The organism is Thiohalophilus sp. (genome assembly GCF_046483665.1).
In the GTDB taxonomy this organism is placed as follows: Bacteria; Pseudomonadota; Gammaproteobacteria; order UBA6429; family Thiohalophilaceae; genus Thiohalophilus.
In genome coordinates, this window is record NZ_JAWOCR010000063.1 from 52345 (window position 1) to 65992 (window position 13648).

Consider the following 13648-nt stretch of genomic DNA (forward strand, 5'->3'; position numbering starts at 1 on the left):
CGACAGCGCCAACGACATGACCAGTATCAAAGTCATCCCGGATGATCGCGGCACCCAGAGCCTGCGCGCCGATAATTTGCGACCGCAGGCCACAGGGCCAGTCTCGGCCATCACCGGCCCGCGCGCTCTTCAAACCGGGGAAACACATAATGCTCCCGCACCCCGCTTGCGAATCGCCCATCCGCGCATTCGTCGTCGCCTGCTGGCCGAGCGCCGCACCCGGCCGGATCGACGTCGTTATCAGGAGCGCCGGCGCGCTAACCGACCGGTTATGCTCGATACCCGCAGTCAGCACGAACGCCGCCGCCGGGCCGGGCGCCGACGCAGTGATCAGGGCTTTCGAACTATTCACCACGGTATCGATACCGAAGTCTGAACCGGCTCCTTTACCTAATCGACGAACGGTCCCCACTGATGAATCGGCTCCTCATGGGGCTGCCCTATCACCAGCATGAACCGGCTTTCCTGTTGGCCTTTCATTGCCAGTTCGGACAGTAACTCGAAGAACAGGGCCTGACCGGCCTGCAGTGATTGACCGTTCACCTCGACGGCGCCCTCCATCACATATAACAGCCCCCTGAAACCGTCCGGAACCGGTTCAACATACTGTCCCCCGGCGGGCAGCCGGACATCGTAATAACGCATATCGGTTTTGATCTTCAGCGATGAGGGTTCGCCGACAATCACCCGTACCCGGGCATCGTCTACCTGCCGCACCGGCAGCACCTCGCTATCGACCTGTTGATAGCCGGGATCGATCTGTTTGAGTCGTTGCGGCAGATTGATCCATAACTGAATACCGCTGCTTTGACCCTGGCTCGACGGCATTTCCGAATGTTCGATCCCACGCCCGGCAGTGAAGCGTTGCGCACCTCCGGCCATGACCGTGGACTGATTGCCCAGGTTATCCTTGTGCTCCATGCTGCCGTTGAACATATAGGTAATCGCCTCGAAACCCCGATGTGGATGCGTCGGAAACCCATTGCCGGGTTCAATGGTGAAGTGATCCCACAAAACAAACGGGTCGTAATGCATCATACGACGCGGGATGGGAAATAACCGTTGCACCTCGGCGCCATCGCCTTCCTGCATCAACAGGGCATCGGTCACAAATATGGACTGACTGCTCATAGCCTTCCCCCCCGATCATGCTTCTGCAGTAAATCCTGCGCCGGTCCCTTGGGCACGATGCGAGTCGGATTCAGCTCGACATGACTGTAATAGTAGTGCTGCTTGATGTGCTCAAAATTCGTGGTAGCGGCAATGCCCGGCATCTGATACAGCTCGAGCAGATAATTAAACAGGTTCGGATAATCGGCGATGCGTTGCCGGTTACATTTAAAATGACCGACATACACCATATCGAAGCGTAGCAGGGTTGGAAACAGCCGCCAGTCCGCCTCGGTAATCCGCTTACCGATCAGATACCGGTTTTTCGACAGACGCTGTTCCAGCTCATCCAGTGCAGCGAACAGGCTGTCGAAATTTTTCTCGTAAGCCGCCTGGGTGCTCGCAAAACCGGTACGATAGACGCCGTTATTGACGGGCTCATAGATCCATTCATTGAGTTCATCGATTTCACTACGCAGTGCCTCGGGATACAGATCCACCTCCTGGTCGGCCCACTCATCAAACGCGCTGTTAAACATGCGTATAATCTCCGCCGACTCGTTGTTGACGATAGTTCCCCGCTGTTTGTCCCACAATGTGGGCACGGTCACGATACCGCTGTAATGGGGTGCGGCCCGGGTATACAACTGGTGCATGTACTCATAACCATACAGCGTATCGCCGGTGGTTCCGGGATAATCGCGAAAGTCCCAGCCTTTGGGTCCCATATGCGGATGAACTACCGAGACACTGATGAGATCTTCAATTTTTTTCAGCTTGCGAAAGATCAGTGTCCGATGCGCCCAGGGGCAGGCATAGGAAATATACAGGTGATAACGACCCGGCTCGGCCCTGAAACCGCCCTCGCCGCTGGGGCCGGGTGACCCGTCGGGCGTCACCCAGTGACGAAACTGCGAGTCCTGGCGCACGAATTCGCCGTTTTCGGTTTCGGCATCGAGCCAGTCCTCGTGTAACTGGCCGTTTATCATCAGGCTCATGGGGTATCTTCCTCTTTACTGCAGTTTAATATTCAGTATGCATTTCCGTTCGCAAAGCAACGCCAATGAACGAGAACAGGTAAATCCGGCTGGGTTCATTCGCGCGGACGGTCGGCCGGGCCCTACTTCCTGTCCAGACTCAACGCCCCGGCACCGTGCGCCGCCAGCATCAGCAGTCCATCGACCATGGCCAGGTTCTTCATGAACAGGATCGATAGCGTCTGTTCGGCAAAATTGCTGTGGAGAATAACCGCCGAGACGATGTTGAATGCCGCCCGGGTCCAGGGGCAGCCCGGCGGGTCTGCCAGCCGAGGAGCCGCGCCAGCGCGCGACCGATTTCCAGCAGAATGACCAGGGGCAACAACATCCCCGGCACCCCCATCGATTCCATATAGCCCGGGGAACCGGCATAGCCGCTGATCTTGCTGATCCCCGCCAGAAAAAAGATAGGGGCCAGCAAAATCCGTCCGCCAGTGTCTGATATTTGCCCATGTAGCTTTTCTCTCAAATAGTGTTAATTCGTGAAAGGAACATAGCCTTTAAATATTCGATAAAAAAGTCGAAATATATGCTTATATATATCGGATTAGTTGATATATTTACACCATGCGCACCCCCCGTATCAGCCTGGATCAATGGCAGGTTCTGCAGGCTATCGTCGAGCACGGCAGTTACGCCCGGGCCGCCGCGGCCCTGCATCGCAGTCAGTCCTCGATCAGCTATGCCATCAAGCAGTTACAGATGCAGCTCGGGGTCGCCGTGCTGGAGGTGCGGGGACGCAAGGCACAGTTGACCGGAGCCGGCGAGGCCCTGCTGGGCCGCGCCCGGCAGCTGCTGGAAGAGGCCGTGGCCCTGGAGGATCTGGCTCATCACCTGGAACAGGGCCGGGAGGCAGCGATCCGGGTGGTGGTGGACGCGGCCTTCCCCCCGGACCTGTTACTCGATGCCCTGCACGCCTTTGCCCTGCAGGATCGCGGTACCCGGGTACTGCTGGAGGAGGTGGTATTGTCCGGCGCGCTGGACGCGATGGAACAGGGTCAGGCGGATCTGATTATCGGCGCCGAGTTGCCGTCGGCCTCCCTGGCCGATCCGCTGCTGGAAATCGAATTTGTGGCCGTCGCCCACCCCGATCATCCCCTGCACGGGCTCGACCGCCTGCTGAACATGGCGGATCTGGAAAAAGAGATGCAGGTGGTGGTCAAGGACTCGGGAGCGCAATCCCCGCGTGATTTTGGCTGGCTGGGCGCCGAGCACCGCTGGACCGTCAGCAGCATCGAGACCGCCGTGACGACTATACGCCACGGACTGGGTTACGGCTGGTTACCCCGCCATCAGATTCAGGCCGAACTGGAAAACGGTAAACTGGTGCCTCTGCCGCTGGCCAGCGGTCAGACCTACCGTACTCATCTGTATCTGGCCTTCGGCCAGGAACTTCCAGGGCCAGCGACACAGTTAATGAGTGATCTGATCCGGGCCCGGGCCACGAGTTGGTACCGCAACCAGTCGGCTTTCTGATAGATGCCGACCCGTTCGGTATGGGCGAGGAGGTGATCCTGCTTCTCCTCCCGCAGTGTCGTCTTGCCCGGCTTGAGCAATTCCGGCCGCACAATATTCCCGGCTGGAGCTTAGTAAAACAGCGATGCCCAGCGGATGGCGGTCGGGGTTCCACTGGCCGGTCTGCTTTCAGTCATCGATTCCCTGCCGACTCCCTGCAGGCAAATCACCATCAACCACATTCTCTGGCAGACCGTGGCTGTGGGTGGCAGGTTATACAATATCCCGTAAATAGACCATTTTGTGGGCATCGGGATACGGCGGATACGATTCAGCAATTGATGAATGGATTGCCTGAGGATGCGCTGTATCTGTCAGATATAGCGACATAGCCAGGTATCGCTATGGTTATCGATAGCGCTCTGATTTTGTTCAACCATAATAGGAATGTATTGGTACAGGCTACTCACCCCTGAATGTTGGCAACAACAGGTGACCAAATACTTGCCGGGGCAGACCTTTAACACCCTCTCTCCTGTCTATACTGAATAACAAATCCATTGCCACAGGAAATGCGTTATGACTCTTAACCAGCAACAACGCGAACAGTGCCGAACCAGCCGCTGGGACTTTTCCGATCTCAGGGCGGTATTTCTCAACTGCACCCTGAAGAAAAGTCCGGAACTGTCACATACCGAAGGATTAATCGATATTGCAAAAAGTATCCTGCGGGAAAACGGCGTCAGTACACAAATCATTCGTCCGGTGGATCATGACATCGCCGTCGGTGTGTATCCGGACATGACCGAACACGGCTGGGAGCAGGATGCGTGGCCGGCACTGTTCAAAGAAATCATTGCTGCCGACATACTGGTGATCACGACGCCGATCTGGTTGGGCGACAAGTCTTCGATCTGCAGTCGCATCATCGAACGGCTCTATTCGATGTCCGGTGAACTCAATGAGCAGGGGCAGTATCTATATTACGGACGGGTCGGCGGATGTCTGGTGACCGGCGATGAAGACGGCGCCAAACACTGCGCCATGAATATTCTTTACTCCCTGCAGCATCTGGGTTACCTGATTCCGCCGCAATCGGACGCAGCCTGGGTCGGAGAAGCGGGACCGGGCCCCTCCTATCGCGATGCAGGTTCCGGTGGCCCGGACAACGACTTCACCAATCGCAATACCACCTTCATGACCTGGAACCTGTTGCATATGGCGCGGATGCTAAAGGATGCTGGCGGTCTCCCCGCCCATGGCAATCAGCGTTCAGAATGGGAGGCCGGTTGCCGGTTCGATTTCCCCAACCCGGATTACCGGTAACATGACAAAAGAGCCTTCAGGCGGTGTTTTTCTCATCCATGAACGCCGAGATTTCGGCAATGGTCTGATATTCAAACAGGTCCACTACGTCGATTAATCCCGGATGCTTGTCATCGATGCGCTGATGAATCTCGGCCAGGGCCAGCGAGCTGATCCCCACATCGAAGAAGTTATCGTGCAGGTGCAGAGGCTTATCGGTCAGTACCTCGTCGCAAATGGCTTTAACTTCCCGCTCGGTCGGGCTCAGATCATTATCCTCACCGGCATGGGCGGTGCTATCGAGTTGTTTCAATTCCTGCAGCACGCTGTTGTATTCGCCTTTGAGATAATCATCGCCCAGCAGTCGGCGTTGCACCTTGCCGCTGGTGGTTTTGGGGATCCGTTTGACCGGAATCACATGCGCGATATCCAGCCCGGTCTGTTCGTTAATGATATGCGTCACTTCCCGGGCCAGGGGCAAAAACTCGGCCAGATCACCGCGATAGAGGATAAAGATCAGTAGCTCATCTTCCTGTTGTTCGGGCTGGCGCACGCCAAAGGCCACCACCTTGCCCAGCTCCAGCTTGTCGCATTGCAGGGCGATATGCTCAATATCATGGGGATAGTAGTTCAGACCATTGGCGAAGATGATCTCCTTGGTCCGCCCGGTAATCACCAGTTCGTTGTTCTCGGTCAAAAAACCCTGATCGCCGGTATTCAGCCAGCCCTCGCCGGTCAGGGCCACATGATTGGCCTCCTCGTTACGATAGTAACCGGCGGTAACACTGGGGCCCTTGATCTGGACATCCCCGATATGTTCCGTGGGCAATGTTCCGTTGTTTTCATCGGTAATCTTGATCTGCATATCCCGCACCGGCGGGCCTTCGATGGCAAAGCTGACTGCATCGGGATGGGTTGTGTCGACACAGGTGATCTGATCATCGAGCCGCAGCTTGTGGCGATCCAGATGCACGGCGCGGTACATTTGCCCTTGCGGCGGAAACGCCACCGCCAGAGTCGCCTCGGCCAGGCCGTAGACGGTAAACATCACTTCCCGTTTCAAACCGTAATCCTGCATCGCATCCAGAAACTGTTCGATCAAGGTCACGGAGATCGGCTCGGCGCCGTTGTACAGGACCCGGACATGGGACAGGTCCACCTCCTCGAGTTTTTTATCGCCCAGCGCCTTGAGAAAATGTTTGTAGCCGAAGTTGGGGGAGCAGAGTACCGTGGCCTTTTTCTCGCTGGCCTTTTGCCACCAGATTAGCGGCCGACGGCTGAACAGATCGGTGGGAATCAGACACTGGCTCATATTGCAGGCCACCATGTTCAGATGAAAACCGATCAGCCCCATATCATGGGTCAGGGGCATCCAGCTCAGACTGATATCGCTATCGGTATAACCGGCTCCTTCGGCGATAGCGTTGAGATTGGTAAGAATATTGCGATGGGTCAGTACCACGCCCTTGGGATCGCTGGTGGAACCGGAAGAGAACTGGATAAACGCCACATCCTCCGCTTGCGGGGTGTGGGGTTGGCCAGCTGCATGATTTTCATCGGGTTGATCCTGTAACAAGGTACGCTGTTCAAGCAATGTGTAATCGGAGATCATCTCGTGCGTCCCGGCGAACTTTTTTAGCCGCTCGAGATTCTCCCCATCGGTAAACAGCCAGGGACGTTCCAGTTTGTTGAATATCTTGTAGAGCTTGGCGCGATGTTCGTCACTGATACCGACGGCCACCGGCACCGGCACAATCCCGCCCAGTATCGCGCCCCAGAAGGCATCGATAAAATCCGGATTGCTGCGGGTCAGGATGACCAGCTCATCACCGGGTTGCAAGCCCATCGCCTGCAGGCGGCCCAGCATAGACAGGGCCCGGGTCTGCAGTTGCCGATAGGTGATCACCTGTTCGCTATCGCGGCCCTCGATGTAGGTCACGGAGCGTTGATCGGAGGCGTTGTCGAGCAAGGCCTCGTTAAGCGTTTGATAATTCAGCATGGAGTTCGTTTCAACGACGTATCAATTGCAAATAAATGGGTTGCTTGTTACGCAGGTTCACTGCCGGCTCAAGTTCAAGTGGCTGCTCATCCAGCAACTTCACACGGAATTTTCGCGCCATCAACCCGAAATGCATTTGCATCTCGACCGTGGCAAAAAAGTCCCCGATGCAACGTCGCGGTCCGGCGGAGAACGGAATATAAGCCTGTTTGTGCTGCTCACGAATATTCTCCTCGGCGAAATGTTCCGGATCGAATTTTTCCGGCTGCGACCAGTAGCGAGGATGCCGATGCAGGAAGTAGGGCGTGATAAAAATATCCGTGCCTGCCGGCACAAAATAGTCGCCGAGCTGATCGGCCTCGATGGCGCGACGAGTGTAAAGCCATACCGGCGGATAATAGCGCAGCGCCTCTTCAACAACCTGTTTGACGTAGGGTAACTGGTCCAGATCATCAAAATCGGGAATCTGTTCGTAATCGGCGTTATCGACCTCAGCGTGCAGTTTGCGCTCGACGTCCGGATATTTAGCCAGAAAATACCAGACCCAGTTCAGGGTGATGGCGCTGGTCTCGTGGCCGGCGATGATCATGGTCATGATCTCATCCAGCAGTTCCCGATCGGTCATCGCGGCCTCGGTTTCCCTGTCCCGGGAATCCATGAACATGGCCAGAAAGTCGATCCGCCCGGGTTGCTCGCGTCGACGCCGCTCGATCACTTCCAGAATAATTTTACTCAGGGCACGAAATTTAATAACCAGTTGAATATCCCGGGCCATGTCATCGGTGAGAATCGAAAACGGATTACTGCCCTGTTCGGCTATAATCCGGTCCAGATCCTCGCTGAACAGGGAACGCAACACGATCTGCAGGGACAGTTCACTGGCCTCACTGGTGATATTGATCGGCTCGTTCCCATCGGCCTTCGCCTCCCAGCTGTCGAGCAGTTCCAGGTTACAGCGTTTAATCTGCTCGGAAAGCTCGGCGATTACCTTGCGACTGAAAGCTGGCTGGATCATGCGCCGCTGGCGTCGCCAGAACGGACCGTCACTGACAATAATTCCGTTGCCCAGCAACATCTTGACCCGATCAAACCCCACGCCTTTGGTATAATTCTGGTGATTCTTCACCAGAATTTGCTTGAGATAATCGGGATGGTTGACCAGATAGGCGTCGCTCTTGCGACTTTCGGAAGTCAACCGGCAGATATCGCCATACTCGGCAATCAGCCCGGCGATAATGTCAAAGGATTCCGGTGTGGTATTGAGATCGCAGGGCTGTACCGGGCCGGGTGGTAATTTTTTCGAACCCTGTGCTGTCGCCGTCATTCGCTTGCCTGAATTTAGGAAAATCGTATTACGAGTAGATTATGAGCCAGTCTGAAGTCCGCCTACTATATATGAATATCGATCCGGAGAAAATCAGCCCGGCGATGCTGGGGCAGTGGCTGACACAACTTCCTGCCCGTAAACGTGAACAGATTGGCAAACATCGCCAGCATGCCAACCGGGTCCAGTCCGCTGCAGGCTGGCGTCTGGTCGAACAGGCCATGCACGAGCTGGGTTTTACCGATTTCAACCTGGAGGCGGTCGACTTCGCCAGTCCCCATAAATCCGGCTCCTCCTTCCCCGCCGATTTCAATATCAGCCATTCAGGGCAGCTGGTCTGCGCCGCGGCCCTGGCCGGTGGACGGATCGGCGTCGATGTGGAACAGTTTCGGCCCCTCAAAAGCGACGTCATACACAAATACCTGACGACCGGGCAGGCCAGTGAGTGTGAGACAGATTCGAACCGATTTTTTGATTTCTGGACCCGAAAAGAAGCGGTCGTCAAGGCCCATGGCCAGGAAGGCATCGTGCGACTGCGTGAGGTTGAACTGTACAATGGCAAGGCCGTTTTCGCCGGCAAGACCTGGTACCTGACCCCTCTGCATCTGGCCGAGGGCTATGCCGGCCACATTGCCACGGATCGCCCGAACTGTCAGCTCAACATCACCCGGATTGATCCATTAGAATAGATGCCAAGGCAGTCGCCGGATAAAATCACCTCTCGCGAAGCTGCCAGGACGCAGAAAAAGAATGAATAACTCGTTCGGTTTCAGAGGAGCTTACATTATCAATATGCTCTGCCCTTGACTCCGGGCATGAATGACTTTACGCCTGTGCGGCACGGCGAGAGCCATTCTCAACACAAACCATACACGTTGCCTGTATATAGTGAGGAAGCATGAAACTACGCAGACATCTGCTGTCGCTGTTTGCCAAACCCCTGCTCAAGGGGTTGATGAATGTCCTGTGGCTCACCTGCCGGGTGAAAGCTGTCATCGGCGAGGAGCATGCCGAACGGATACTGGCCGATGGCAAACCGATGATTCCCTGTTACTGGCATCAGCATCATATTTTTGGTATCTGGTACATGTTGCAGCTGCGTCGGCGCGGACTCAAGGTGGGTTTTTTGATCAGCCCCTCGCGGGACGGAGAAGTCCCGGCGAAGATCGCTGAATCCTGGGGACTGCGGGCCATTCGTGGATCCAGTCACCGCACCGGCGCCCGGGCCCTGAAAGAGCTGTATGAACTGATCACCAAAGAGGGGATCTCGCCGGTCAATACTTCCGATGGACCGACCGGGCCGATTCACAAATTCAAACCCGGTGCCATCATGCTGGCACAAATGAGTGGCGCGCCCATTCTTCCACTGTCCTGGGCCGCCGATCGTTACTGGCAACTGTCTTCCTGGGATCGGTTTATTATTCCCAAGCCGTTTTCCCGCATTGTCATCGCCGTTGGCGAACCACGGCATATCGATCGCCAGCTCGGGATGACCGAACTGGAACCGGTGCAACAGGAACTGGAGCAGACACTGCAGGGCCTGACCAAAACAGCCGAACAGGCGCTGCAGGGATAATTGCTGAAAGCCCCCAGACAGGCGATATCAGGGAGTGGCGGCGTGGAACACACTCCTCCCGACTATAACACTCTCGCCAAGACGCGGAGCGCGCTGAGTTTTAACCATATCCGATTTCTTTGCGCCGTGGCAGCTCTTCGAGAGATAAGCTTTTCCTTCACCTTACTGCACACCGAACCAGAACAAGGAACATCACCGAAACACCGAACACACCGATGCAATAAAAGTCCCCTTATCCGATCACTCTACGTAGGGTGGAACAAGCGAAGCGGTTCCACCTGAACCCCGGCTATAATTCTCTCGCAGAGACGCAGAGCACGCCGAGAATGCGCGACATCTGATTTCTTTGCGCCGTGGCGTCTCTGCGAGAGACAAGCTTTTTCCTTCTGCTTGGACTCTGTATATTCAGAGAATGCAATACAGCGGAAACGCCCCCCTGCAGCGTAGACATAAACATCCGCCGAATCAGGCTTTCAGTTCTTCGCGCACGCCGGCGAGAATTTCCTGCATGCTGATCGTGTCGCGCAGCAGATCCATGACCTCTTTTTCGGTCACCGGCCGGCTGAACAAGAAACCCTGAATGGTATGGCAACCGAGTGCGTGCAGATAGGCCAGCTCACGGGCGGTTTCCACCCCTTCGGCCACCACATTCAGACGTAAACTGTGCGACAGGGCCATGATGGCCGTCACAATACTGGCGTTGTCACTGCTGGCCCGATCGTTCACATTGGTGACAAAGGAACGATCGATTTTCAACGTATCGATGGGAAAGCGTTTGAGATGACTCAGCGATGAATAACCGGTGCCAAAGTCATCCACCGCAATACGCACACCCATGGTCTTGAGCTCTTCGAGCACCCGGGTACTGGTCTTCACATCAGACATCAAACAACTTTCAGTGACCTCGATCTCGATATTATCGGGTTCGACCTGACTTTCTTCGAGAATTTGCTGTACCCGTCGGGTGAAATTGTTTTGCTCAAATTGAGGTGCCGCCACATTCACGGAAATCGGTAACAACGGCAGTCCCTGCGCCTGCCAGCGATTACTGGCCGCGCAGGCTTCGCGAATGACCCACTCTCCCACCGGAATAATTAGCCCGCTTTCTTCGAGTACGGGCACAAACTCCAGCGGCGGCACCAGTCCGCGCTGGGGATGCTGCCAGCGAATCAGCGCTTCAAAGCCTTTGATTGTCCCGCTGGTCGAATCGACTTTGGGCTGATAATGCAGTTCGAACTGATGCTGTTCCAATGCCGCGCGCAGACCGTGTTCGGCCCGGAGTCGCCCTGCACTGCCCTCGCCCATCTCCGGTGTATAAAAAGCGATATGCCGGCCTCCGGTTTTCTGGGCCCGCTGCATCGCCGCATCGGCCGACATCAACAGTTTTTCATCTTCCTGATGATCGACGGGATAAACCGCTATACCGACCCGGGTGGTGATATCGATCTCGTGCTCGTCAAACAGGTAAGGCTCGTCGGCCACCTCGACCAGGCGCAATACGGCCTTTTCGATTTCATCCTTGCGCTCTACATCACCCATAATTATGGCGAAGTCATCGGCACACATACGTATGACGCTGTCACTGGCCCGCAGGATATTGCGCAGGCGCTGGGCCATTTCCATCAGCACGCGATCGGCTACCGCGTGTCCCAGGGCATGATTAATCCGCTGAAAGCGATCGATATTGATCCGCACCAGCGCCACCAGCTTCTCTTCCCGCCGGGCATGGGCACAGGCCCGTTCCAGCCGATCCCAGAACAGCACCCGGTTGGGCAGCCCGGTCAGATCGTCATGATAGGCACGCCGGGCCAGTTCGATATCCTGCAGTCGGGAACGGTTTAGCAACCAGCGGTCGAGTAGCATCAGTGCCAGCAACCCGACGCCCAGCAACAGCAGCATCGACACCACCACGGTGCGCCGCGTTCCCGTCGCCAGTGCTTCCAGTGAGTCGGCGGGAGTCACCACTTCCAGCGAGGCCTGCGCCGGTTCGCCCACGGGGACACGGGTCAGCACCCGGGAGTTATCTTCTGCCTCGACCAGGACCGTCTTCCGGGATGTCGGGGAGGGAAAGAGGTCTGTGGGCTCCTGATCCGAAGCCGCTGACAACAGCGGCAAGCCATTGGTCCCGGAAAGCTGATAATACGTCGGCCCGAATGCCTCGATAAGGCGCTGCAGGCCTTCGCGTTCGGTCTTTGAGGCCTGGCCCGCGAGTAACGCCTGCCAGCCCGGTTGCTGTGGCAACAGTTGGGCCAGGTGTTCGGCCCGGGCCGTCTGCTGCTTGAGCAGGAGTGTCTCCTGCTGGGCAAGCAACACCTGCTGCACCGCGATACCCAGCCCGAGCACCAGTAGCAGTACCAGTAAAAATCCGGCGTGAAGCACATAGCCCTGCTGCCGGGAAATAGAATATTGGGTCATACAGCCTGTATTGCCGCGGACGCGGTTCCTTTGAGTTTTATTGTGCTAAACAGGTGGCGCAGGCGGATTTATCGACACTTCCCGCCGTAAACTTGAGAGGCCGATCACAGTTTCACCCCTGGTTTCAGGAGGACTTATTCAGATGATTGATTTTAAAGAGAAAAATCGGGGAGAAGCCGGTCACAGATTGGACTGCCAAACGACAGAGCAAGACGGCGACAACCTATAATCGATCCCATGTCACACACTCTGCCCAGATTTGCCCATACGACTGCCCTGCTCCTGGTAGCCGGGCTGTTATGCCTGCAACCGGCCCAGGCCGCGCTGGTCAAAATCGGGGTATTCAGCCCCGAGGGTTTCGCCACCGGCATGCAACGCTGGCAGCCGAGCGCCGACTACCTAGGCCAGCAAATACCGGCGCACCGTTTCCAAATGCTGCCCTACCAGGATCTGGGCGAGCTGGAAGACGATACGCGCCGGGGCAAATTCGATTTTGTCCTTACCCACCCGGCCTCCTTCGTTCAGCTCGAGCAACAGGCGGGCCTGATCCGGCTTTTGACCCGTCGTCACCGCGACGGCGCACTGCAACATACCAGTGCCGCCGTGGTCATTTTCACCCGCGCCGACAACCGCATCCAGGGGCTTGCCGATTTTGCCCGGACCCCCTTTGTCACCACCCGCGCGCAGGATTACAGCAGCTGGCAACTGGTGCAGCTGGAACTGGAACGCCTGGGGCAGGATCCCGACCACGCCCTGTCCGAGGTGACATTCGCCGGGGACAGCGAAGCGGTACTGGACGGTGTTATGAGTGGCGATTATCCGGCGGGTGCCATGGCAGCGCGGGATTTCGATCGTTTCCTGCGCCAGGGGCGTATTTCCCCGCAAGCAGTCCAGATCCTCGAGGCCAGTGAAACGCCCGGCTTTCCGTTTCGTTTCAGCGGCCGACTCTATCCGCAATGGCCGCTGGGTGTCCTGCCCGACACCCCGGCCGAACTGCGCCAGGCCGTAGAACAAAGCCTGCTGGCTCTGCCCGAAGGACACGTGGCACTGGAGGCCGGACACTATGCCGGCTGGCAACCTGCCGACAATTACCATGCCGTGCGTCCGTTACTGAGCAAAAGCCTGAGTCGCCATGTGGTTGAACGCCAGCTGAGCGTGGCCAACCTGTGGCTCGAGCAACACCGTCAAACGCTGTTGATCACGCTGGTATTCACCCTGCTGGCCTGGTTGCTGATCCGCCTGTTCGCCCATCCGCGAAAACTCGCCCGGTCTTAAACGCCTTTCTACCCTTTAACCCGATATCTGATCGGGCTTTTTTGCCGCGCCATCCCAACCTGTTACAATAAGGTCGGTTTCAAACAACACACTTCCCTCATGGCAAATGACGACACCAAAAAATATTCCGGCGAACTGCATCAAGGCGCAGA

12 protein-coding genes are annotated in these 13648 nt (G+C 56.5%); 6 read left to right on the plus strand and 6 right to left on the minus strand.

Annotated features, from left to right (window positions below; all coding sequences use genetic code 11):
- Positions 1-16 precede the first annotated feature (16 nt).
- The gene (locus R6U90_RS12580) at positions 17-376 is read left to right on the plus strand and encodes a hypothetical protein (RefSeq protein WP_410353033.1); all 360 of its coding nucleotides are present in this window, start codon (positions 17-19) and stop codon (positions 374-376) included.
- Between the two features lie 14 nt (positions 377-390).
- Here R6U90_RS12580 and R6U90_RS12585 read toward each other — a convergent pair whose 3' ends face one another.
- The 3 genes from R6U90_RS12585 to R6U90_RS12595 all read right to left on the minus strand — a co-directional run bounded on the left by R6U90_RS12585 (position 391) and on the right by R6U90_RS12595 (position 2568).
- Positions 391-1131, minus strand: a complete 741-nt coding sequence (locus R6U90_RS12585) for a pirin family protein (RefSeq protein WP_410353034.1) — start codon at positions 1129-1131, stop codon at positions 391-393.
- Positions 1128-2108 carry a glutathione S-transferase family protein gene (locus tag R6U90_RS12590; protein ID WP_410353035.1) on the minus strand — a complete coding sequence of 327 codons (981 nt, stop codon included), beginning with the start codon at positions 2106-2108 and terminating at the stop codon, positions 1128-1130. Before R6U90_RS12590 ends, R6U90_RS12585 begins: the two co-directional genes overlap by 4 nt.
- Positions 2109-2307: 199 nt before the next feature.
- The gene (locus tag R6U90_RS12595) at positions 2308-2568 is read right to left on the minus strand and encodes a DoxX family protein (protein WP_410353036.1); all 261 of its coding nucleotides are present in this window, start codon (positions 2566-2568) and stop codon (positions 2308-2310) included.
- Positions 2569-2714: 146 nt separating this feature from the next.
- On the opposite strand from R6U90_RS12595, the gene R6U90_RS12600 reads away from it, so the two are divergent.
- Both R6U90_RS12600 and R6U90_RS12605 read left to right on the plus strand, forming a co-directional pair.
- The gene (locus R6U90_RS12600; protein WP_410353037.1) at positions 2715-3623 is read left to right on the plus strand and encodes a LysR family transcriptional regulator; all 909 of its coding nucleotides are present in this window, start codon (positions 2715-2717) and stop codon (positions 3621-3623) included.
- A gap of 558 nt (positions 3624-4181) precedes the next feature.
- Entirely contained in the window at positions 4182-4928 is a 747-nt protein-coding gene (locus tag R6U90_RS12605) for a flavodoxin family protein (protein ID WP_410353038.1), read from the plus strand.
- 16 nt (positions 4929-4944) lie between these two features.
- Here the strand turns inward: R6U90_RS12605 and R6U90_RS12610 are convergent, their stop codons facing one another.
- Both R6U90_RS12610 and R6U90_RS12615 read right to left on the minus strand, forming a co-directional pair.
- Positions 4945-6906: a non-ribosomal peptide synthetase gene (locus tag R6U90_RS12610; protein WP_410353039.1), complete on the minus strand. Its 1962-nt coding sequence runs from the start codon at positions 6904-6906 to the stop codon at positions 4945-4947.
- A 10-nt stretch (positions 6907-6916) separates the two neighbouring features.
- Positions 6917-8230 carry a cytochrome P450 gene (locus R6U90_RS12615; RefSeq protein WP_410353040.1) on the minus strand — a complete coding sequence of 438 codons (1314 nt, stop codon included), beginning with the start codon at positions 8228-8230 and terminating at the stop codon, positions 6917-6919.
- Positions 8231-8301: 71 nt separating this feature from the next.
- On the opposite strand from R6U90_RS12615, the gene R6U90_RS12620 reads away from it, so the two are divergent.
- The gene (locus R6U90_RS12620; RefSeq protein ID WP_410353041.1) at positions 8302-8919 is read left to right on the plus strand and encodes a 4'-phosphopantetheinyl transferase family protein; all 618 of its coding nucleotides are present in this window, start codon (positions 8302-8304) and stop codon (positions 8917-8919) included.
- Positions 8920-9128: 209 nt separating this feature from the next.
- On the plus strand, positions 9129-9806 hold the full coding sequence (locus tag R6U90_RS12625) for a lysophospholipid acyltransferase family protein (protein ID WP_410353042.1): 678 nt from the start codon (positions 9129-9131) through the stop codon (positions 9804-9806).
- 465 nt (positions 9807-10271) lie between these two features.
- On the opposite strand, the gene R6U90_RS12630 is transcribed toward R6U90_RS12625, so the two are convergent.
- Positions 10272-12221 carry a putative bifunctional diguanylate cyclase/phosphodiesterase gene (locus tag R6U90_RS12630; protein WP_410353043.1) on the minus strand — a complete coding sequence of 650 codons (1950 nt, stop codon included), beginning with the start codon at positions 12219-12221 and terminating at the stop codon, positions 10272-10274.
- Positions 12222-12458: 237 nt separating this feature from the next.
- Between R6U90_RS12630 and R6U90_RS12635 the strand changes: the two genes are divergently transcribed.
- Positions 12459-13496 (plus strand): phosphate/phosphite/phosphonate ABC transporter substrate-binding protein, encoded by a 1038-nt coding sequence (locus tag R6U90_RS12635; RefSeq protein WP_410353044.1) that lies wholly within the window; start codon positions 12459-12461, stop codon positions 13494-13496.
- The last annotated feature ends 152 nt before the right edge of the window (positions 13497-13648 follow it).